At 42.8% G+C, this 21042-nt stretch carries 15 protein-coding genes and 6 tRNA genes; 18 read left to right on the top strand and 3 right to left on the bottom strand.

Annotated elements, in window-relative coordinates:
* Positions 1-71 precede the first annotated feature (71 nt).
* On the top strand, positions 72-605 hold the full coding sequence (fldA, locus tag Xets_RS27815) for a flavodoxin FldA (RefSeq protein WP_099131117.1): 534 nt from the start codon (positions 72-74) through the stop codon (positions 603-605).
* Between the two features lie 185 nt (positions 606-790).
* Positions 791-1243: a ferric iron uptake transcriptional regulator gene (gene fur / locus Xets_RS27810; RefSeq protein ID WP_099131116.1), complete on the top strand. Its 453-nt coding sequence runs from the start codon at positions 791-793 to the stop codon at positions 1241-1243.
* A 155-nt stretch (positions 1244-1398) separates the two neighbouring features.
* Here fur and Xets_RS27805 read toward each other — a convergent pair whose 3' ends face one another.
* A complete protein-coding gene (locus tag Xets_RS27805) occupies positions 1399-4104 on the bottom strand; it encodes a beta-N-acetylhexosaminidase (RefSeq protein ID WP_187651119.1) in 2706 nt (901 codons plus the stop codon).
* A 207-nt stretch (positions 4105-4311) separates the two neighbouring features.
* Positions 4312-5979 carry a glutamine--tRNA ligase gene (gene glnS / locus Xets_RS27800; RefSeq protein WP_187651120.1) on the bottom strand — a complete coding sequence of 556 codons (1668 nt, stop codon included), beginning with the start codon at positions 5977-5979 and terminating at the stop codon, positions 4312-4314.
* Between the two features lie 431 nt (positions 5980-6410).
* Between glnS and Xets_RS27795 the strand changes: the two genes are divergently transcribed.
* The 11 genes from Xets_RS27795 (at position 6411) to Xets_RS27745 (ending at position 13746) form a co-directional block, all read left to right on the top strand.
* Positions 6411-7697, top strand: a complete 1287-nt coding sequence (locus Xets_RS27795; RefSeq protein WP_187651121.1) for a glycosyltransferase — start codon at positions 6411-6413, stop codon at positions 7695-7697.
* 195 nt (positions 7698-7892) lie between these two features.
* Positions 7893-9407 (top strand): N-acetylglucosamine-specific PTS transporter subunit IIBC, encoded by a 1515-nt coding sequence (nagE, locus tag Xets_RS27790; RefSeq protein ID WP_187651122.1) that lies wholly within the window; start codon positions 7893-7895, stop codon positions 9405-9407.
* 283 nt (positions 9408-9690) lie between these two features.
* Entirely contained in the window at positions 9691-10497 is an 807-nt protein-coding gene (gene nagB / locus Xets_RS27785) for a glucosamine-6-phosphate deaminase (protein ID WP_099131111.1), read from the top strand.
* 24 nt (positions 10498-10521) lie between these two features.
* Positions 10522-11679 (top strand): N-acetylglucosamine-6-phosphate deacetylase, encoded by a 1158-nt coding sequence (gene nagA / locus Xets_RS27780; RefSeq protein WP_187651123.1) that lies wholly within the window; start codon positions 10522-10524, stop codon positions 11677-11679.
* A gap of 12 nt (positions 11680-11691) precedes the next feature.
* Positions 11692-12915, top strand: coding sequence for an ROK family protein (locus Xets_RS27775; RefSeq protein WP_099131109.1), 1224 nt, complete (start codon positions 11692-11694; stop codon positions 12913-12915).
* Positions 12916-13070: 155 nt separating this feature from the next.
* Positions 13071-13147, top strand: a tRNA-Met gene (locus tag Xets_RS27770).
* A gap of 5 nt (positions 13148-13152) precedes the next feature.
* Positions 13153-13237: transfer RNA gene (locus tag Xets_RS27765), tRNA-Leu, on the top strand.
* A 69-nt stretch (positions 13238-13306) separates the two neighbouring features.
* Positions 13307-13381 (top strand) — tRNA-Gln (locus Xets_RS27760).
* 83 nt (positions 13382-13464) lie between these two features.
* A tRNA-Gln gene (locus Xets_RS27755) sits at positions 13465-13539 on the top strand.
* Between the two features lie 41 nt (positions 13540-13580).
* Positions 13581-13657, top strand: a tRNA-Met gene (locus Xets_RS27750).
* A gap of 14 nt (positions 13658-13671) precedes the next feature.
* A tRNA-Gln gene (locus tag Xets_RS27745) sits at positions 13672-13746 on the top strand.
* A gap of 322 nt (positions 13747-14068) precedes the next feature.
* Here Xets_RS27745 and ubiF read toward each other — a convergent pair.
* On the bottom strand, positions 14069-15256 hold the full coding sequence (gene ubiF, locus Xets_RS27740) for a 3-demethoxyubiquinol 3-hydroxylase (protein ID WP_099131215.1): 1188 nt from the start codon (positions 15254-15256) through the stop codon (positions 14069-14071).
* 203 nt (positions 15257-15459) lie between these two features.
* Between ubiF and miaB the strand changes: the two genes are divergently transcribed.
* The 5 genes from miaB (at position 15460) to lnt (ending at position 20915) form a co-directional block, all read left to right on the top strand.
* Entirely contained in the window at positions 15460-16890 is a 1431-nt protein-coding gene (miaB, locus tag Xets_RS27735) for a tRNA (N6-isopentenyl adenosine(37)-C2)-methylthiotransferase MiaB (RefSeq protein ID WP_099131108.1), read from the top strand.
* A 24-nt stretch (positions 16891-16914) separates the two neighbouring features.
* Positions 16915-17961 carry a PhoH family protein gene (locus Xets_RS27730; RefSeq protein WP_099131107.1) on the top strand — a complete coding sequence of 349 codons (1047 nt, stop codon included), beginning with the start codon at positions 16915-16917 and terminating at the stop codon, positions 17959-17961.
* The gene (gene ybeY, locus Xets_RS27725) at positions 17958-18425 is read left to right on the top strand and encodes an rRNA maturation RNase YbeY (protein WP_187651124.1); all 468 of its coding nucleotides are present in this window, start codon (positions 17958-17960) and stop codon (positions 18423-18425) included. Before Xets_RS27730 ends, ybeY begins: the two co-directional genes overlap by 4 nt.
* Before the next feature lie 70 nt (positions 18426-18495).
* On the top strand, positions 18496-19374 hold the full coding sequence (gene corC / locus Xets_RS27720) for a CNNM family magnesium/cobalt transport protein CorC (RefSeq protein WP_099131105.1): 879 nt from the start codon (positions 18496-18498) through the stop codon (positions 19372-19374).
* Positions 19375-19385: 11 nt separating this feature from the next.
* Entirely contained in the window at positions 19386-20915 is a 1530-nt protein-coding gene (gene lnt / locus Xets_RS27715; RefSeq protein ID WP_099131104.1) for an apolipoprotein N-acyltransferase, read from the top strand.
* Positions 20916-21042 lie beyond the last annotated feature (127 nt).

The following is a 21042-nucleotide window of genomic DNA, read 5'->3' as shown; positions in this document are numbered from 1 at the left end:
TTTTTCTAGCTGATTTCAGCGTGATGTGTATAGATTTAATACACAAATAAAACAAGAGGTTAACCCATTTTATGGCAATAATAGGTATATTCTTCGGCAGCGATACAGGCAACACAGAGAACATCGCCAAAATGATCCAAGAAAAATTGGGCGGTGCTGATGTTGCTGAAGTCCACGATATTGCCAAAAGCAGCAAAGAAGATATTGAAGCCTTCGATATCCTGCTGCTTGGCATCCCAACCTGGTATTACGGTGAAGCTCAGTGTGACTGGGATGATTTCTTCCCAACACTGGAAGAAATCAACTTCGAAGGAAAACTGGTTGCTTTGTTCGGCTGTGGTGATCAGGAAGATTATGCAGAGTACTTCTGTGATGCTATGGGCACCATTCGTGATATTATTGAACCTCGTGGCGCCATTATTGTAGGTCACTGGCCAACCGAAGGATATCATTTCGAAGCCTCTAAGGGCATGGCCGACGATAACCACTTTATTGGCCTGGCCATTGATGAAGATCGTCAACCAGAATTGACGGATGAGCGCGTTGAAGCCTGGGTGCAACAGATCAAGGTTGAAATGAGCCTGTCAGAGATTCTAGACGCTTAATAAGAAGAGAAAAGCCCTTTCAGGCAGGATTATTCTTGCATAATGTGTCATGATATCTAAATAGGCATGGTTTTCATTTTTAATATCCATGCCTATAATCAGCAACGTGAAACAGAATCATGATTCCCTCACGATACCCCAAGTATCACAAGTTCACTTAACTCAAGTTACAGGACTGAATCCGCATGACCGACAACAATAAAGCATTGAAAAATGCTGGACTTAAAGTAACACTTCCACGCCTGAAAATTCTGGAAGTGCTACAGGACCCAGAATGCCATCATGTCAGTGCGGAGGATCTCTACAAAAAACTGATTGATATCGGTGAAGAGATTGGCCTCGCCACTGTCTATCGCGTGTTGAACCAGTTCGATGATGCCGGCATTGTCACACGCCACAATTTTGAAGGCGGTAAATCGGTTTTTGAACTTACTCAGCAACATCACCATGACCATCTGATTTGTCTCGACTGCGGTAAGGTCATTGAATTTAATGATGAGTTCATTGAAGAGCGTCAGAAAAACATCGCTGAACGCTATGGGATTAAGCTCTCAAACCACAGTCTTTATTTATATGGTCACTGTGCTGATGGTGATTGCCGTGAAGATAGCGCATTTCATGATGAGAAAGCACGATAACTAAGCGCCAATAATGAAGTGATTGAAATAATCCGCTTTTGCTATTTGTTCATCTAAATAAGTTGTTCATCTGATAAGCAACCTGCCGATGAGTTCTCAAGATAATCGGCAAGTTGCTTTATCAATTTATTGCCCTCATGCTTCAAACGCAATTGTTAGAATTTAACTTCATCTATGCGGCTAAAACGTTTTCCATCAGCACTGACAGAGCGAATTTTCACATTGCCGCGGACATGGGGTCGTTGTCTGTCATTGTAATCCTGCCATGTTTTTCCATTATCCAATGAGTATTGGATAACCACTCCCGGTAATGCGATATTAGCTTCCAGTATTCCAGAAACAATTCTGCCACCCGGTACTGGCAAACGATACGAAATTTGGGCGTTATCCAGCTTAGCTAGCTCACGCTGCCCCATCAGATTGGCAAAGCGTTCCCAATCTTGTTGCAGGAGAGTCGTATCAACATAATGCGTGATTCCACCTTTGTACTCCCTGCCCTGCTGATAATTTTGTTCCCACTCTGCTCGGTGCCATGCCCGTTCTGCCAGCGGCAGTAAGCGTGGATAGATCATATATTCCATTTGCTCATCGGTACGCACGGTTTCACTCCATGATTGCCCCGACATACCATAAGCCCCCGGCCAGCGTTTATTACTATGAGTATTAAAGTGATTACCATCACGATCCAGCGAGGTTTCAGCATTTTGTGGCATATTGTTCGGGGCAAAGCTGAAAATTTTTGCCTCATCATTAAAGCGAGTTGCCCAATAGTAGCCCCGTTCTTTCGGATGGACTTCATATGGCATATCCAGGTAGACATAATCAGGGCTGGAAACAACAACCCGATAGCCCTTATTCGCCCAGTCATTGACAGAATCATAACCTCCCCAATACTGGGTATCCCAGAAGTTCACCGCAACATGTTTAGTGGCGAAATCTTTTGCCGATTTGGCATGTTTCAGGCCATCCTGCCATGCCTGCATGGTGCTGATACCGTGGGCATCGACGATTTTGCTGACTTCAATGGCAAAATAACTGGCAAGTTCATCAACATCTTTGATGACTCCTTGCGCTATCATCTTCTGACAAGCCTGAGATTTTGCCCATGGTTTGTCTTCGATTTTCTGGTTGATAATGCCCTTACCTGGCACAATCGGTTCGTTTTTATCCTGATATCCCGCTCCTAAACGAATATTTTTCGCCTCATCCCCACCAAAATGCCATGTGTTCAACGGCAGACCGGCTTCTTTATGCATGGCAACAACTTCGCTAATAACTTTATCGATAAACCGTTTTGAAGAATTCATACACGGGTTAAGATAACTGTGACGATCATAGAACTGCACGGAGGTTGTATTCGAGGTATCTGTCGGATCAAGCAGACGATATTCATTGGCTTCCTGCTCTTTGCCCTGCGCCATAAGCCGCTTATAACGCGCTTCCATCGACATCACTGCGGCACGAGCATGGGCGGGTATATCAATTTCTGGGATCACTTCTATCTGGCGAGCTTTGGCATAGTTCAGAATATCAATATAATCCTGACGGCTAAAATAGCCACTTCCCATATTGTTATTCTCTGGCCCTGATCCCAATTGCGGCAATAAACACTGAGTCTCACTCAAATCATGGCAACGTTGACTGCTGATTTCAGTCAACTCCGGTAAACCAGGGATTTCTAAGCGCCAACCTTCATCATCACTCAAATGAAAATGGAACTTGTTCAGTTTATGGCGGGACATTTGATCAAGCAGACGCAAGACAGCTTCTTTGCTATGAAAATTTCGCCCAACATCAAGGAACACGCCACGATATTCAAACCGTGGTGCATCTTTTGCCGTCAGTGTCGCAATCTTTGGAATACCATTGGCGGGAAGTAAGGAAAACAGCGATTGTAGACCATAGAATACGCCAGATTGATCAAACGCAATGATTTGTGTCCCTTTGGTGGTAATTTCCAATAAATACGCACCTTTTATTCGCCAAGGCTTAGTAAATTGGTTTGCGTTGATTTGAGTTGCTATTCGGTAACCGTTATCCGTTAAACTAATATCACGGGCTTTGAAACGTTCCCTAATCACGTTAATAGATTCGCCGCTCAACCCGCCCAACTCTAATTTCACTCCACGGGATAAATCCACATCTTGGGAGTAAATGGAAAGTTCTCTCGGTGTCGGAATAATCTGCCCTCGCAGTTTATCTTCACTGATCGTTGCTATCTGTTGGTTTTTTGCAAAGCGGTTTTCAGGCGTCATCAGGATATTGTTATCCGTTGTGGTCCGTTTCCACTGTTCACCTTCCAGATCAGATAAAAATTTGCTGATGTTTTCAGTATCGGTACTTACCAAGACCTTGGGCGTGGTATCACCGGAAGTTGCATACCAACGCGGCATAAAATCTGTACTGTAAATCTGCCAATATTCACCAATAATCGGTAGCACGACTTTTTCATTGGCTTTGATACCCGTAAATTTTTTCGTCGGTTCCAGTTTATGTAAATCACCCGTAATATGGGTGATTTTATATTGATCATTGTCCAGTTTCAGTATTTGGCGAATACTGTGAAAATAGAGTGCCCAATCAGAAGAATTGATTGCCTGATCACCATTGCTCAAGATGATGTTGACCCGATTACAGGCCGCCGAATCAGCGCCAAGAATGGCACACTCTGTACCATGTGAACCAGCTTGATTATCAATGACTTTGAAATTGACTTTCAACTGACTGAGTAAATCCACGATCTGTTGTGATGACATTGGATTTTGCGGCAACATTGCCGATGTCATTTCTGTATGAGCGCTGCCTATAAATCCAACTGCCGTGATAAATGCTGCCAAGGTACGTAATTTAATGGGTTTCATAAATTACCTCGTCCGAACTTATTATTTTTTCGATGGGTAAATTTTTGGGCAAATAGTGTACAAATCTGGTCAGGCAATAACCCTATACAATATGGGACTATAAGGCAATTTTTAATCTTAGCGGAAGGAGTTAATTTTCATTACGAGGTTATCAAGCACAAAAAAGCGTGAAAATAATCACGCTTTTTTGTGCATGGGATGAGATTATTACTCTTGTGAGATTTTTGCCCAAGTATCGCGCAAGCCAACCGTGCGGTTAAAGCTCAGATGTTCAGCACTTGACAGGCGGCTATCAGCACAGAAATAACCTTCACGCTCAAACTGATAGGTTGTTTCCGGCAATGCATTTGCCAACCCTGGTTCTACAAAACCTTTACGGATCACCAACGATTCTGGATTGATAGTAGACAAGAAATCATCTTCTGCCCCCGGGTTTGCCACGCTGAACAGACGGTCATACAGATAGAATTCCGCTGGTACACCGTGCGCAGCGCTTACCCAATGAATGACGCCCTTAACCTTGCGACCATCAGCTGGATCTTTGTTCAGAGTTTGCTCGTCATACTGGCAATAAATTGTCGTGATATTGCCTTCCGCGTCTTTCTCAATTCGTTCTGCTTTAATCACATAAGCATTGCGCAAGCGCACTTCTTTGCCCAGCACCAGACGCTTATATTGACGGTTTGCTTCTTCGCGAAAATCCGCACGGTCAATGTACAGCTCTCGGCTGAACGGCACTTCACGGCTACCCATTTCTGGCTTGTTCGGGTGATTAGGCATCGTCAAAATAACTTCACCTTCTGGCATATTCTCAATCACCAATTTCACCGGATCAAGAACCGCCATAGCCCGCGGTGCATTTTCGTTCAGGTCATCACGAATGCAGGATTCCAATGCCGCCATTTCAACGTTGTTATCTTGTTTCGTCACACCAATGCGGCGGCAGAACTCACGGATAGCAGCGGCAGTATAACCCCGACGACGTAATCCAGAGATAGTCGGCATACGTGGGTCATCCCAACCATCAACGATTTTTTCTGTCACCAACTGGTTAAGCTTACGCTTGGACATCACCGTATATTCCAGATTCAGGCGAGAAAACTCGTACTGACGTGGATGGCAATCAATCGTAATGTTATCCAATACCCAATCGTACAAACGGCGGTTATCCTGGAATTCCAGTGTACAGATGGAATGGGTGATCCCTTCCAGCGCATCGGAAATGCAGTGCGTGAAATCATACATCGGATAGATGCACCATTTATTCCCTGACTGGTGATGCTCTGCAAATTTGATACGGTAGATTACCGGATCACGCATAACAATAAACGGGGATGCCATATCAATTTTGGCACGCAAACACGCTTTACCTTCAGCAAATTCACCGACACGCATTTTTTCAAACAGGGCCAGGTTTTCTTCTACGCTGCGATCACGATATGGGCTGTTTTTGCCCGGTTCTTTTAAAGTACCGCGATATTCACGGATCTCTTCGGGACAGAGTTCATCCACATACGCCAGACCTTTATTAATTAATTCAATGGCGTATTGATACAGGGTATCAAAATAGTCAGAAGAGTAACGAATATCCCCACTCCACTGGAATCCCAACCACTTAACGTCAGTTTTAATCGACTCAACGTACTCGATATCTTCCTTGACGGGGTTTGTATCGTCAAAACGTAGGTTGCATTGTCCCTGATAGTCTTGAGCGATGCCGAAATTCAGGCAGATCGACTTGGCATGGCCGATATGCAGATAACCGTTGGGTTCAGGTGGGAAACGGGTATGTACGGATGTATGTTTACCTGTTGCCAGATCTTCGTCAATAATCTGACGAATAAAGTTTGTCGGGCGGGCATCTGCCTCACTCATCGTTTTTTTCCTCAATGCAAAAAGCGCTTTAACATAACCCTCTATAATCTAATAAGCTGAACCGAGAAACAATACTTTGTTCGTGGGAAATGGCCGAATGGGTAAAGTTAGTGCGGAAAAGCGGGAGAACAGCTCTTATCTTAGCCGATTAAAGAAATCAGTTAACAAAGAATCAACAATAACTCATTCCCTGAAAAATAAGTCACTGGCAAAATACGATATACGTTTTATATATAATATAATTTAATTTTTCTGGCTATATGAGTATATCTTAAAGGCATTGATTCGCCAGACACATAATCTTCAGAAAATAAGTGAACAGTTACTTAATTATCATACCTTCCAGTATATCCACATAACTGGAAATTTCACCTTTTTTATTACCATTACTTCAATACTAAAAGCTATCTATATATCAATAGAGAATGAAAATGAACGATCTATCATCAAGCAATAAAAAGATGATTATAGCGATAGTCATTAATGAAAAATATATATCAAATCACTATACAGATGGATTTAAGGTAGGTGCCACATCATTTACATTAAAAATGGTTGACTATTTTATTAAGCAACAAATTTTTGCTGGATTTATTCTCTATAAAAGAGACGAATCTCTATTAGCGCCCAAAATTGAACAATCAAAGATAGATGGAATAAAATATATAAAAATTTTCTTCAATTTCTCGATGAATTCAGAGGATATCAAGCAAACCTTAACTAAAGGTTTACTCTTTCTTTCTATAAACAATCAGCAAGAATCCAATATTTTTGCTTATTATCAAACCGATACGCTTCTCTGTTATCATCCATCAAACTTTCCATGTGGTGTAACACATCATGGACCTTTTGTTGAAGATTTTCAGAGACACTATTCACAAGAGGAAGCTTGTCAATCATTTGAAAATAAAGATAAAGCTCTTCATCTCTATAAACAACAATCCATAGGTATTAATACCTTAATTGATAAAGGATATTATGTTATACAACATTCAAAACTACAAGGGGATTACTTAATAAGCAAAAGAGTTCACCGAGAAAAAATAAAACAAATTAACCCCCCCATGTTTCTCCACGAAAATTACGAATTAAAATCATTAAATCCTGACATAAGTCATTTCCTAAAAATGGATAAGAACGAATTTTTATTATTCACTGCTGTTGCCAGGCTAGATTATTTTAAAAATATAGAATTATTAATTAACTCATCCGTTAGCTTATTAAAAAAAGGCATTCCAACAAGAACATTAATTTTAGGTGATGAAGAAAAATATACTTTCAGAAGAGATATGCTCTACTCCATGATCCCCATAGAATATAGAAAATATTTTTTAATTTCACATAAACTACCACATAAAGAACTATTTAGTGTTTTTAATGCAGTAAAGAAAAAGGCTATTTTTGTATGCACATCACGCTACGAAACACTGGGTATTACTCCTTTAGAGGCAGCATTAAATGGGATCTATACGATAGTTCCTAACTTAAGCTGTGTGGAAGCATCAACTTATTTCTCTTCAGAAGATAAGTTTGAATACGACATCATCTCACTGACGAAAAAAATAATTTCCATATATAATAAAAAATTATTCGCATTCGATATACAACAAAAAAATATCAATCCTTTACTATCAAAAGATATTTTTGAAGAAAGTGTTAATAGATTTTATGAGGAAATTTCAATAAGTTGCAATCATCCATTATCATACGTTATCTAAACATTATTTATAATCATAAAGATTAACAGTCTCAAGTAAATGAGCACACCAAGTGCTCATTTTAATTTTCATCAAGATCGTTACAACGATCACAATTACTTACTTATCTATAGCTTTTTCTTATTTTTCATTTAAAAATAAGTCTTGTTAATAGTGAAACGTCTCCAATAATATTTACTACAACAGGTGAGCATCATGAGCATATTCAGTTACTTACAGCGATTGGGAAAAGCACTCATGCTCCCCATCGCTTCACTTCCTGTCGCTGCGTTACTACTGCGGCTTGGTCAACCGGATGTATTTAATATCGCTTTTATTGCCAGTGCAGGTGGCGGAATTTTCGAAAATTTGCCTTTACTATTTGCACTAGGAATCTCTGTTGGTCTGGCGAAAGATAATAGTGGAGCGGCAGCGCTCGCTGGCGTCGTTGGCTTTTTTATTCTGACAAAAGCAACCACTGTTATTGATCCTAAAATCAATATGTCGTTTTTTGCCGGTATTATTTCAGGAATTGTTGCTGGCCACTGTTATAACCGTTTTTCTGAAACCCAATTACCCGAGTTTTTAGCATTTTTCGCTGGTAAACGTTTAGTCCCCATTATAACCGGAATTATTTGCCTTTTCCTTGCATGGATTTGCGGGCATATCTGGCCATATGTACAACATGGCATTGATCATTTTAGCCTTTTAGTTTCAAAAAGTGGTATGGCGGGATGGTTTGCCTATGGCGTTCTTAACCGTGCCTTAATTCCGTTTGGCCTACACTATATCCTGCATTCCGTTTTCTGGTTCAGCTTAGGTGACTGTATAAAAATTACTTACGATCTGGCTGGAGCAATGCATAACATCTGTTTGGCGCCTGATGTAGCACACTCGCTCACTATTGGAGCAGCGATACCAGGAATAGAAGGTTCAAATATTACTCAAGTAGCGAGTGACCTTACTCGTGGTGATCTCAATCGCTTCTTTGCTGGTGATCCCAATGCCGGGGTTTATATGGCCTGGGCCTATCCAATATTTATGGGCGGATTACCTGGTGCTGCTTTAGCCATGTATTTGGCTGCACCAAAATCACGTCGTCCTCAAATTGGTGGGATGTTATTTTCTGTCGCCTTAACATCATTCCTGACGGGGATCACTGAACCAATAGAGTTTTCATTCTTGTTTTTAGCTCCCATATTATATGTGTTACATGCAATTCTTGCGGGCGTTAGCATGGTAATTGCAAACTCTTTAGGTGTCTTGCACGGTTTTGGCTTCTCTGCTGGCCTTATTGATTTTGGCTTAAATTGGGGGTTAGCAACAAAACCATGGATATTAATCCCACTTATCATCCTGTTCTTTGTTATCTATTTCGTTGTCTTTACCTTAATGATCCGCATTTTCAATCTGAATACGATAGGCAGAGAACAGGAAAACTCTGATAAAGCAACTTCGGCATCTCAAGATAAAGAGGCTATCTCACACTATATCAGTGCGCTCGGCGGGCCTGACAATATTCGTACTGTTGATGCCTGTATCACTCGACTGCGTTTAACTGTAGAAGACAACACCCAGTTAGATGAGGCTCAATTGAAGAAATTAGGGGCTAAGGGAGTCTTAAAAATAGGTAAGCAAAGTATTCAGGTTGTCCTCGGGCCACAAGCCGAAAGCATCGCTGAACAGGTAAAAGTTCAGTTGAAATTAAGTCACTCTAATAAAACTGAATAATTTATACTTATAGGGATAAAAAGGAACGTGATAATGTTCCTTTTTATCATAGCGAGCACAGTCCATATGTCTGTTTTAAAAGAAAAATACACCAAAAAACTTATTTAATAATACAAAAAAACATCTTTTAAAAATGCTAATAAAAAGTCACAATATGACCTGTTAGTGACAAAAACTAGCCATATTGCCGATCTTATTTTAAGATTTAAAATATCTCAAATATCACGAATATCGTGCACAACTTATCTTCATTAACTTATTGAATGTTTTTTAAGAGGTAATCATGAGGCTAATCCCCCTAACTACGGCAAGTGATGTTGGCCGATGGTCTGCTCACTATATTGTAAGTAGGATTAAAGAGTTCAATCCCACGGCAGAACGCCCTTTCGTGCTTGGGCTTCCCACAGGCAGCACACCGCTGACAACCTACAAGGAACTTATTTCCCTGTATCAAGCTGGAAAAGTGAGCTTCAAGCATGTTGTGACATTTAATATGGATGAATACGTTGGCCTGCCGGAAGATCATCCTCAAAGCTACCACTCATTCATGTACCACAATTTCTTTAATCACATTGATATTCCAAAAGAGAACATCAATTTGTTAAATGGAAATGCGAAAGATATTGATATTGAGTGCCAACGTTACGAAAATAAAATTAAAGCCTATGGCAAGATACATTTATTTATGGGGGGTGTTGGTAATGATGGGCATATTGCCTTTAATGAACCGGCATCTTCTCTTTCTTCACGCACACGAATTAAAACACTGACCATTGAAACGCGGACTGCCAATTCCCGTTTTTTTAATAATGATGTGGAACAAGTCCCCAAATATGCATTAACTGTTGGTGTGGGTACTTTAATGGATGCTGAAGAAATTATGATTTTGGCAACCGGTATGAATAAAGCGCAAGCCCTGCAAGCCGCAGTAGAAGGGAATATCAACCATATGTGGACAATCAGTTGTCTCCAGATGCATCCAAAATCACTTATTGCTTGTGATGAACCCGCCACTATGGAACTGAAAGTAAAGACAGTGAAGTATTTTCACCAGTTAGAGGCCGATATCGTTAATGAATTCGCCAGCTAAACTGATTCAGGAGTTAAGATATCAATGTACGCATTAACCAATGGCATTATTTATACTGGATATGACAGGCTCGATAACCATGCAGTCATTATTGCAGATGGTTTGATTAAACAAGTCTGTCCGGTAAACGAGCTGCCAGAAGAGATTGAAAAACACGATTTACATGGCGCAAATCTCGCACCAGGATTTATTGACCTACAACTGAATGGTTGTGGGGGAGTCCAGTTTAATGAACAGTTGGAAGATATTTCAGAAGAGACTCTGCATACCATGCAGAAAACCAACCAGCTCTACGGTTGTACCAGTTTCTTGCCTACCCTCATCACCAGTCCTGATGAATTAATGATAAAAGCCATTGAAGTAATGCGCGCTTATCTGCAAAAAAATCCTAATCAGGCATTAGGGCTGCATCTGGAAGGGCCTTATATCAATCCAATAAAAAAAGGAACTCATAATACAGCTTATATCCGCAAGCCGACCCCTGAAATGGTTAATTACCTATGCCAGAATGCTGATGTTATTACCAAGATCACTCTCGCTCCTGAAATGGTAGAAAGCAAATATATTCAGCAATTCGCCGAAGCTGGCATGACTGTTTCTGCTGGCCATTCTAATGCGACTTATGAAGAAGCTCGTCATGGCTTCCGACATGGCATTACTTTCTCTACCCATTTATATAATGCCATGCCTGCGATTTCTGGCCGTCAGCCTGGGTTGGTGAGTGCCATTTATGATTCCCCAGAAGTCTATGCCGGCATTATCTGTGATGGAATGCATGTATCATGGCCAAATGTCCGCAATTCCAAGAGATTAAAAAACGAAAAGCTTATCCTGGTAACGGATGCCATCCTTCCTGCAGGGCTTGCTCCCGATGCCATAGAACAATTTACCTTTGCCAATAAAACAATATATTATCGAAATGGCTTATGTGTTGATGAAAATGGAACACTGAGCGGCTCATCAATCACAATGATTGATTGTGTTAAAAATAGTGTGGAGCATGTTGGTATTGCTTTGGATGAAACGTTGCGAATGGTGACACTTTACCCAGCCAGGGCAATCGGTATTGATAAACACCTCGGTACGATTGAATCCGGCAAAGTAGCGAACCTGACCGCATTTACTCACGATTTCAAAATCTGCAAAACCATTGTTAATGGAAATGAAATCAAACTACCGTGAGTATAAAGACTAATGAGTAATGAGAACGCACAGAAGCAAATTGGTAATATTGATCTCGTCAAACAGCTAAATAGTGCTGTAGTCTATCGGCTGATTGATCAGCATGGGCCAATATCACGCATCCAAATTGCAGAAGAGAGCCAACTGGCTCCTGCCAGCGTAACTAAAATTACTCGTCAGTTATTGGAGCGTGGCCTGATAAAAGAAGTCGAACATCAGGCTTCCACCGGCGGAAGACGCGCAATCTCCATTATTACCGAAACGCGCCATTTTCATACGATCGGAGTCCGGCTTGGGCGCCATGATGCAACCGTGGCGCTGTTCGATATGAGCGGCAAGATGTTAGTGGAAGCACATTACCCTGTGCGGGAAAATAGTCAGCAGGAAGTCGAGAGACGGATTATTTACGCCATTGAAAGTTTCATCGACAAAAACCAACGTCGGTTCCGTGAATTGATCGCAATTTCAGTTATTCTTCCCGGACTGGTTGATCCTGAGCAAGGTATTATCCGCTATATGCCACACATTAAGGTAGATAACTGGCCTCTGGTTAAGATCCTCAAAGAGCATTTCAATACCTTCTGCTTTATTGGTCATGATATTCGCAGCCTTGCATTAGCAGAAAATTATTTCGGGGCAACACACGATTGTGAAGATTCCATTCTGGTACGCATTCATCGCGGCACAGGGGCTGGTGTCATTGTTAACAATAATATTTTGCTCAACAAACGCGGTAACCTGGGTGAAATTGGCCATATCCAAATCGATCCTCTGGGTGAACGTTGCCATTGTGGTAATTTTGGTTGTCTGGAGACCATCGCTTCCAATTCAGCAATAGAAGCTAAGGTACAGCAACAATTACGCCAAGGGTTTCCAAGTCAGCTTGCCTTGGATAATTGCAATATCCATGCAATTTGCCTTGCAGCCAACGCGGGCGATCTGCTTGCAACAGAAGTCATCAAACAAGTAGGACTCTATCTTGGCAAGGCTATCTCAATCGCGATTAATCTATTTAACCCTCAGAAGGTGGTGATTGCCGGAGAAATCACTGAAGCAGAACAGGTATTGCTGCCGACTATCAAAAGCAGCATCAATACCCAAGTATTAAAAGCATTCCGCGAAGACCTCCCTGTGGTGGTTTCTGAGCTAAATCACTGTTCAGCAATTGGGGCATTCGCATTAACGAAACGAGCAATGCTTAATGGCGTACTGTTACAACATCTTCTTGGAGGATAATTTCCACCGTTTTAGCTGACTTTGTCGACAAAACGCTTACAAGACAAACAAACAAACGATTTTGCGCATATTTCTTTAAAAAAGCAGTTGACGCATCTGTCTGATATACGCATAATGCGCCCCGCACCGCCGATGAAGGCAAAGCGAAAAAAGATGGCTACGTAGCTCAGCTGGTTAGAGCACAGCACTCATAATGCTGGGGTCACAGGTTCGATTCCCGTCGTAGCCACCATCTTTGCGGGAGTGGCGAAATTGGTAGACGCACCAGATTTAGGTTCTGGCGCCGCAAGGTGTGCGAGTTCAAGTCTCGCCTCCCGCACCATTTTCTTCATCGGGTTGTACTTACGATGTGTTTTAGTAACGATTTTAAGTTTTAATGTGTTGTTTCAGGTGGGGTATCGCCAAGCGGTAAGGCACCAGGTTTTGATCCTGGCATACCCTGGTTCGAATCCAGGTACCCCAGCCATTTAACTGGAACAATGAGTTAAAACGATATAAGGTTAATTGCACATTCTGGGGATAACAAAGGCTGCATTGATAAGTCTCAGGTGGGGTATCGCCAAGCGGTAAGGCACCAGGTTTTGATCCTGGCATACCCTGGTTCGAATCCAGGTACCCCAGCCATATCACTGGGATTTATCACAAACATTACGTTTAACGTAAATGGCTACGTAGCTCAGCTGGTTAGAGCACAGCACTCATAATGCTGGGGTCACAGGTTCGATTCCCGTCGTAGCCACCATTTAAAAATTAAGTTGGGGTATCGCCAAGCGGTAAGGCACCGGATTCTGATTCCGGCATTCCCAGGTTCGAATCCTGGTACCCCAGCCAATATTTTTAATGAGTTACAACATGTAACAAATTGAAAAAGAATAAACAGTAAAAATATTCTTTAATGCAGAGGCCACCAATAAAGGTGGTTTTTTTGTTTTCCAACCGTCAAAATCTCCCATAAAAGCCACTTCAGCGATTACCAAATAAATAAGTATTCAGTTACCTACTTCACCAATTCAACAACACTGTTGGATAACAATAACACGCTTACTCGCTACCTATGATCCGGAATTTGCACTGTATGCTCGGAATACCCGCTGATATTCTTATAAAACCAACTAAATTAGCCCCATAAGGGGCTAATAGGAGATAATATCCATCACAGTCCCAAGGCATATTTCAGCGCAAGATTTTTCATGACTCCTGAACGTTGCGCTGCCATTAATGCCAGATTTCGTACCGTTTTTAACCCCGGTAAATCATGACTGAATGTAGTATGGAAAAAATCCATTCCCGCCTGCATCACTAAATTATCCGGCATTCTGCGACGCTGATAACGCATCAAGACTGCCAAAGAATCCCACTCTTCCAACAATTCTTTAGCATTAATCAGCACCTTGAGTAACACATCAACATCCCGATAACCTAAATTCACTCCCTGCCCTGCCAACGGGTTAATGGTATGAGCCGCATCTCCCAGCAAAACCAACCCTTCTTGTACGTAATGGCTGGCATGATGACGAGTCAGAGGAAATGAACCCGCAGCAATCGGGGTGGCTTTACCCAAGCGAGTGGGAAATGCCTGAAAAATTTCTCGCTCAAGTTGTGCCATCGTCATTGACTGCAATTGACGAATACGGGCAGGAGAATCATACCAAACCAACGAGGCCCATTGATCAAACAACGGCAAGAAAGCCCTGGGACCAGAAGGAAAAAATTGTTGCCATGTTGTATCTTGTTGGGGCTGGTCAGTCTTGACAGTTATCAACATACATGACTGGCGATATTGCCACCCGTTACTGCCAATACCCGCCAATTGACGGACTTGAGAACGGGCACCATCTGCACCAATAATCAGACGTGTGTCAATTTCCGTGCCATCTGCCAATGTCACCAGCCACGTTTTATTTTCATGCTGACGCTGCATAGATTGCAAAACAGTGGGACAAATCAATGTCAGGTTTGGATAACGTTCAAATTCCTGCCACAATGCCAGTTGCAAGACACGATTTTCAACCATATGCCCTAACTCTGGCAGCCCCAAACTTTCAGCGTCGAAAATGACGTTCGAATCATTTTGCTCCCATGTTTCCAACTTTCGATAAGGGGCACTGCGCATTCGCAGTACATTTTCCCATGCTCCCAATTGTTTCAATAAACCCACTGAAGCACAGCTGATCGCAGATATACGAACATCAGGTTCACTATCTGCATCATAAGATGCGGGAGGCTGGTGCTCCAATAATGCAACACGCCAACCTTCCTGCGCCAATCCCAATGCTGTTGCAGCGCCAATCATACCTGCGCCAACGACAACGATATCGAATTTTTGTTGTGGATTATTCATATTCATCACGTCATTAACTTATTGATTAAAATAGTCTACCGGAATTTTCCCTTTCCGACTGTGAATATCCGCTGTTACAGTCTGGTCACTGGTGCCTCAAATGACTACAATAGCCAGCAATATTATGCTAAATACACTGCGTGCAATATATTGCGCTTTTCAGTGTTGAAGCATCATTCCACTGGAAACACCGGATACACAAAATGTCGACGATAAAAAAACTGTATATCAAAACCTGGGGCTGTCAGATGAACGAATACGATTCATCCAAAATGGCCGATTTGCTGGAAACCACTCACGGTTATCAGTTAACCGATGTCGCCGAAGAAGCAGATATCTTACTCCTAAATACTTGTTCAATCCGTGAAAAGGCTCAGGAAAAAGTCTTTCATCAACTTGGCCGCTGGAAAGGCCTGAAAGATAAAAACCCTGAAATCATTATCGGTGTGGGTGGTTGTGTCGCTTCCCAGGAAGGGGATTACATTCGCCAGCGCTCACCTAGCGTCGATATTATTTTCGGGCCACAAACCCTGCACCGCCTGCCTGAGATGATTAATCATGTCAAAGGCACCCGCAGCCCGGTTGTTGACATCAGTTTCCCTGAAATTGAAAAGTTTGACCGGCTGCCAGAGCCTCGTGCCGATGGCCCAACAGCATTCGTTTCCATCATGGAAGGCTGCAATAAGTACTGCACATTCTGCGTTGTACCTTACACTCGCGGAGAAGAAGTCAGCCGTCCTTGTGATGATATTTTATTCGAAATTGCACAACTTGCTGCGCAAGGTGTACGTGAAGTTAATCTGCTCGGTCAAAACGTTAATGCCTATCGTGGTGCTACGTTTGATGGCGGTATCTGCACATTTGCAGAACTGTTGCGTCTGGTTGCGGCTATTGATGGTATCGACCGTATTCGCTTCACCACCAGCCACCCAATTGAGTTTACTGACGACATTATTGCCGTCTACGAAGATACCCCTGAGTTAGTGAGTTTCCTCCATCTGCCAGTCCAGAGTGGTTCTGATCGCATCCTTACCCTGATGAAGCGCGCCCATACGGCACTAGAATATAAAGGCATTATTCGCCGTTTGCGTAAGGCACGCCCTGACATCCTGATCAGTTCTGACTTCATCATTGGTTTCCCAGGTGAAACACAGGATGATTTTGAAAAAACCATGAAACTGATTGCCGATGTTAACTTCGATATGAGTTTCAGCTTCATCTATTCAGCGCGTCCAGGAACACCCGCCGCCGATTTGCCAGATGACGTCAGTGAAGAAGAAAAGAAACAGCGCTTGTACCTGCTCCAACAGCGCATTAACCAACAAGCCATGAGCTACAGCCGCGCAATGCTTGGCAGCACACAGCGCATTCTGGTTGAAGGCCCATCACGCAAAAATATCATGGAACTCTCTGGCCGTACCGAAAATAACCGCGTGGTTAACTTTGAGGGAACACCTGACATGATTGGTAAATTTGTTGATGTCGAAATTGTTGACGTATACGCCAACTCCCTGCGTGGTAAAGTCATTCGTACTGAAGATGAGATGGATCTGCGTATCCATGAGTCACCTGAATCAGTCATTGCCCGTACTCGCAAAGAAGATGAACTCGGCGTTAGCTTTTATCAGCCTTAATAGGCCCTAACATAGAGATAATCAGTGACACAAATAAACTCACAAGTAGCAACCCAAGAAATCTTTCTGGAACCCGCAGACAATCAACGTTTGATGAGCCTGTGTGGACCACTTGATGATAATCTGAAACAACTTGAGCGTCGTTTGGGGATTGAAATCAATCGCCGCGATAACCGTTTCAAACTGGCAGGTAAACCATTGTGTGTTAGCGCGGCTGCGGGGATCCTGCGTCACCTTTATGTCGAAACCGCTCCGATACGCGGCATGATACCGGATCTTGAGCCTGAACAGGTTCATCTCGCGATTACCGAAAGCCGGGTACTGGAACAAGCAGCAGAAAGCGTTCCTGAATACGGCAAGGCCGTCAATATCAAAACCAAACGGGGTGTTGTAAAGCCCCGCACGCCCAATCAGGCACAATATATTGCTAACATCCTTGATCACGATATCACGTTCGGGGTTGGGCCTGCGGGTACAGGAAAAACTTATTTGGCTGTCGCCGCGGCGGTGGATGCACTGGAACGTCAGGAAGTCCGCCGTATCCTGCTAACCCGCCCTGCGGTTGAAGCCGGAGAAAAACTGGGTTTCCTGCCTGGTGATCTCAGCCAGAAAGTCGACCCTTATCTGCGTCCGCTTTACGATGCCCTGTTTGAGATGATGGGATTTGAAAAAGTTGAGAAGCTTATCGAAAGAAATGTTATTGAAGTGGCGCCATTGGCTTATATGCGTGGACGTACCCTTAATGATGCCTTTATTATTCTCGACGAAAGCCAGAATACGACCATTGAACAGATGAAAATGTTCCTGACCCGTATTGGTTTTAATTCTAAGGCAGTCATTACCGGTGATGTAACCCAAATTGACCTGCCAAGGGGCCAAAAATCAGGACTGAGTCACGCAATAGAAGTTTTATCTAATGTTGATGAACTGAGTTTTAACTTCTTACATAGTGAAGATGTTGTTCGCCATCCGGTGGTGGCAAAAGTTGTTATTGCTTATGAAGCATGGGAAGCGACGGAACAGGAACGTAAAAAAGCGCTCAATGAGAAACGCAGACAGGAAGCACAATGAGTTCAGTCATATTAGATTTGCAAATTGCATGTGAAAACCCTGAAGGGCTTCCCAAGGAAGCGCTTTTCCAGCACTGGCTGGAAGGTGTTTTGCCACAATTTCAGGCCGAAAGTGAAGTGACTATTCGCTTGGTCGATGAGGCAGAAAGCCACGATTTAAACCTCACTTATCGTGGGAAAGATAAACCAACTAATGTGTTATCTTTCCCATTTGAAGCACCACCTGAAGTTGAATTACCCTTACTCGGTGATTTAATTATCTGTCGTCAAGTTGTTGAAAAAGAGGCAGATGAGCAACAAAAAACGGTCGAAGAACACTGGGCACATATGGTGGTTCACGGCTGCCTTCATCTTCTGGGATATGATCATATTGAAGACGATGAAGCGGAAGAAATGGAAGCTCTGGAAACAGAGATCCTAAAAAAAATGGGTTATGCTGATCCCTATCTCGCGGAAAAAGAATAACCATTGTCAACATTTTTATGTTAAACATAATAGTCTACGATTTTATATGGGGAATTTTCATTAAAACGCCATGAGCGACGACCATCCTTCAAGTAACGATAACCCTGGCCCTAAGAAAGGCTTTTTTGCGCTTCTTAATCAGCTTTTTCACGGTGAACCGAAAAACCGTGATGATTTGGTTGAACTGATCCGTGATTCGGAGCAGAACGACCTAATCGATCCCGATACCCGCGAGATGCTCGAAGGTGTCATGGATATTGCTGATCAACGCGTGCGTGACATTATGATCCCACGCTCACAGATCGTTACCTTAAAACGCAACCAATCTCTGGACGAATGTCTGGATGTTATTATTGACTCGGCCCACTCACGCTTTCCAGTGATCAGCGAAGACAAAGATCACATTGAAGGCATATTAATGGCGAAAGATCTGCTACCCTTCATGCGTACAAATGCAGAACCTTTCAGCATTGATAAAGTACTTCGTCAGGCTGTTGTCGTGCCGGAAAGTAAACGTGTTGACCGCCTGCTGAAAGAATTCCGTTCCCAACGCTACCATATGGCGATTGTGATCGATGAATTTGGCGGCGTTTCGGGGCTGGTCACAATTGAGGATATTCTTGAACTGATTGTGGGTGAAATAGAGGACGAATACGATGATGATGAAGATAACGATATTCGTGCTTTAAGTCGCCACTCCTATTCAGTGCGGGCATTGACTCAAATTGAGGATTTTAATGACGTTTTTGGCACCAATTTCAGCGATGAAGAGGTTGATACTATTGGTGGGCTAGTCATGCAGGCATTTGGGCATCTGCCTTCACGTGGGGAATCCATCACCATTGATGGCTACCTTTTCAAAGTGGCAATGTCTGATAGCCGTAAAATCATTCAGGTTCATGTAAAAATACCGGATGATGCTGGCGTTCCTAGCCTTGATAAACAATAAATAGGATCTGGATGAACAAAGCCTCATTAATCAGCTGCCAGCGGCTACGTGCTGCGCTGGCACTTTTCTTCGGAGCCAGTGGAACGCTGGCTTTTTCACCTTTTGATTTCTGGCCTGCTGCACTTGTTTCCCTCTTCGGCCTGCAAATCCTTTCTTTGAACAGAACAACCCGCCAAGCTTGCTTTATTGGTTTATGCTGGGGCCTTGGTTTATTTGGTAGTGGCGCAAACTGGGTTTATGTCAGTATCGCCGACTTTGGTGGTATGCCAACCGCTATCAATATCTTTTTAGTGATCCTGCTATCTGCCTATCTTGCCCTTTATCCCGCTCTGTTTACTGGTTTATTGAACCGCTTTTTTCCAGCTTCTAATAGCATCAGGCTGGTTATAGCCAGCCCTGCGCTATGGCAGTTGACAGAATTCTTGCGTGGCTGGGTGTTATCTGGGTTTCCGTGGTTGCAATTTGGTTACAGCCAAATTGATGGTCCGATGAAAGCTATTGCGCCTATTCTGGGGGTGGAAGGTATTACTTTCTTGCTGATGATGATCAGCGGACTACTGGTTTTTGCTGTCACCCAGAAAAAAATTTCCGCGACTATCTTCGCCATTATCCTGCTGCTGTTACCGTGGCCAATGAATCACTACCAGTGGTACACCCTACAACCAGAAAAAACCACTAATATTGCTTTGATTCAAGGTAATATTCCTCAGGCCATAAAGTGGGATCCCGCTGTTCTTGGAAAAACATTAGATATTTATTTGGATAACAGCCGTCCTTTCATTGGTCAAGTACCAATCATCATTTGGCCAGAATCTGCCATTCCTGATTATGAATATAACCAAAGTGATTTCCTGACTAAATTGGATAGCGTGTTGAGGAAACACAATACCAGTTTGATCACTGGCATTGTGGACGCCCGACCGACGTTGGAAGGTTATAAATTTTATAACAGCATTATCGTATTGGGGGATAAAATACCTTACCAGTACCCAGCACTAACCCGTTACGACAAACATCACCTGGTACCATTTGGGGAATTTGTGCCATTGGCATCAATCCTGCGGCCACTAGCACCTTTATTCAATTTGCCAATGTCTTCTTTTAGCCAAGGTAATTACATCCAACCCCAACTTTCTGTTGCCGGACACAATATTACTGCTGCTATCTGCTATGAAATTATTTTAGGTGAACAGGTACGTGATAATTTCAAACCTGACACAGAGTTCCTCCTGACCGTTTCTAATGATGCCTGGTTTGGACGTTCCATTGGCCCTTGGCAGCATTTCCAAATGGCACGGATGCGCGCTCTTGAACTAGGCCGTCCTCTGCTAAGAGGAACGAATAATGGTGTTACAGCAGTAATCAATCCGGACGGCTCCATTCAGGTTGAACTTCCACAATTTACCCGGCAGGTATTGGAAGCCAAAGTAACGCCAGCCACAGGAATAACCCCTTATTTTCGCTTCGGGAATTTACCAATATGGGGTACGAGCGTCCTGTTTTTCATCTTTGCTTTTATAAAGAAACGTCGCAAAACTTAATTTTACGCGATGCTCGACTTTAACATCTTATAACGTTGGCTTGTTGAAGCCAGTCGCGTTGACTTTTACCTTGTTTAAAATTGGCAAAAATACCCAACGTGTGAGAAAGAAGTTTTCTAGCAATTCG

It is taken from the genome of Xenorhabdus sp. TS4 (assembly GCF_014467265.1).
In the GTDB taxonomy this organism is placed as follows: domain Bacteria; phylum Pseudomonadota; class Gammaproteobacteria; order Enterobacterales; family Enterobacteriaceae; genus Xenorhabdus; species Xenorhabdus ehlersii.
Note: the sequence above shows the minus strand (reverse complement) of the source record. Positions and strands in the feature narration are given on the sequence as shown.

Coding starts and splice junctions, on each gene's coding strand:
- ubiF (WP_099131215.1), bottom strand. CDS start 15,256: ATGAATAATCCACAACAAAAATTCGATATCGTTGTCGTTGGCGCAGGT.
- nagB (WP_099131111.1), top strand. CDS start 9,691: ATGAGGCTAATCCCCCTAACTACGGCAAGTGATGTTGGCCGATGGTCT.
- lnt (WP_099131104.1), top strand. CDS start 19,386: ATGAACAAAGCCTCATTAATCAGCTGCCAGCGGCTACGTGCTGCGCTG.
- nagE (WP_187651122.1), top strand. CDS start 7,893: ATGAGCATATTCAGTTACTTACAGCGATTGGGAAAAGCACTCATGCTC.
- Xets_RS27775 (WP_099131109.1), top strand. CDS start 11,692: ATGAGTAATGAGAACGCACAGAAGCAAATTGGTAATATTGATCTCGTC.
- ybeY (WP_187651124.1), top strand. CDS start 17,958: ATGAGTTCAGTCATATTAGATTTGCAAATTGCATGTGAAAACCCTGAA.
- glnS (WP_187651120.1), bottom strand. CDS start 5,979: ATGAGTGAGGCAGATGCCCGCCCGACAAACTTTATTCGTCAGATTATT.
- fldA (WP_099131117.1), top strand. CDS start 72: ATGGCAATAATAGGTATATTCTTCGGCAGCGATACAGGCAACACAGAG.
- Xets_RS27805 (WP_187651119.1), bottom strand. CDS start 4,104: ATGAAACCCATTAAATTACGTACCTTGGCAGCATTTATCACGGCAGTT.
- miaB (WP_099131108.1), top strand. CDS start 15,460: ATGTCGACGATAAAAAAACTGTATATCAAAACCTGGGGCTGTCAGATG.
- nagA (WP_187651123.1), top strand. CDS start 10,522: ATGTACGCATTAACCAATGGCATTATTTATACTGGATATGACAGGCTC.
- fur (WP_099131116.1), top strand. CDS start 791: ATGACCGACAACAATAAAGCATTGAAAAATGCTGGACTTAAAGTAACA.
- Xets_RS27795 (WP_187651121.1), top strand. CDS start 6,411: ATGAACGATCTATCATCAAGCAATAAAAAGATGATTATAGCGATAGTC.
- corC (WP_099131105.1), top strand. CDS start 18,496: ATGAGCGACGACCATCCTTCAAGTAACGATAACCCTGGCCCTAAGAAA.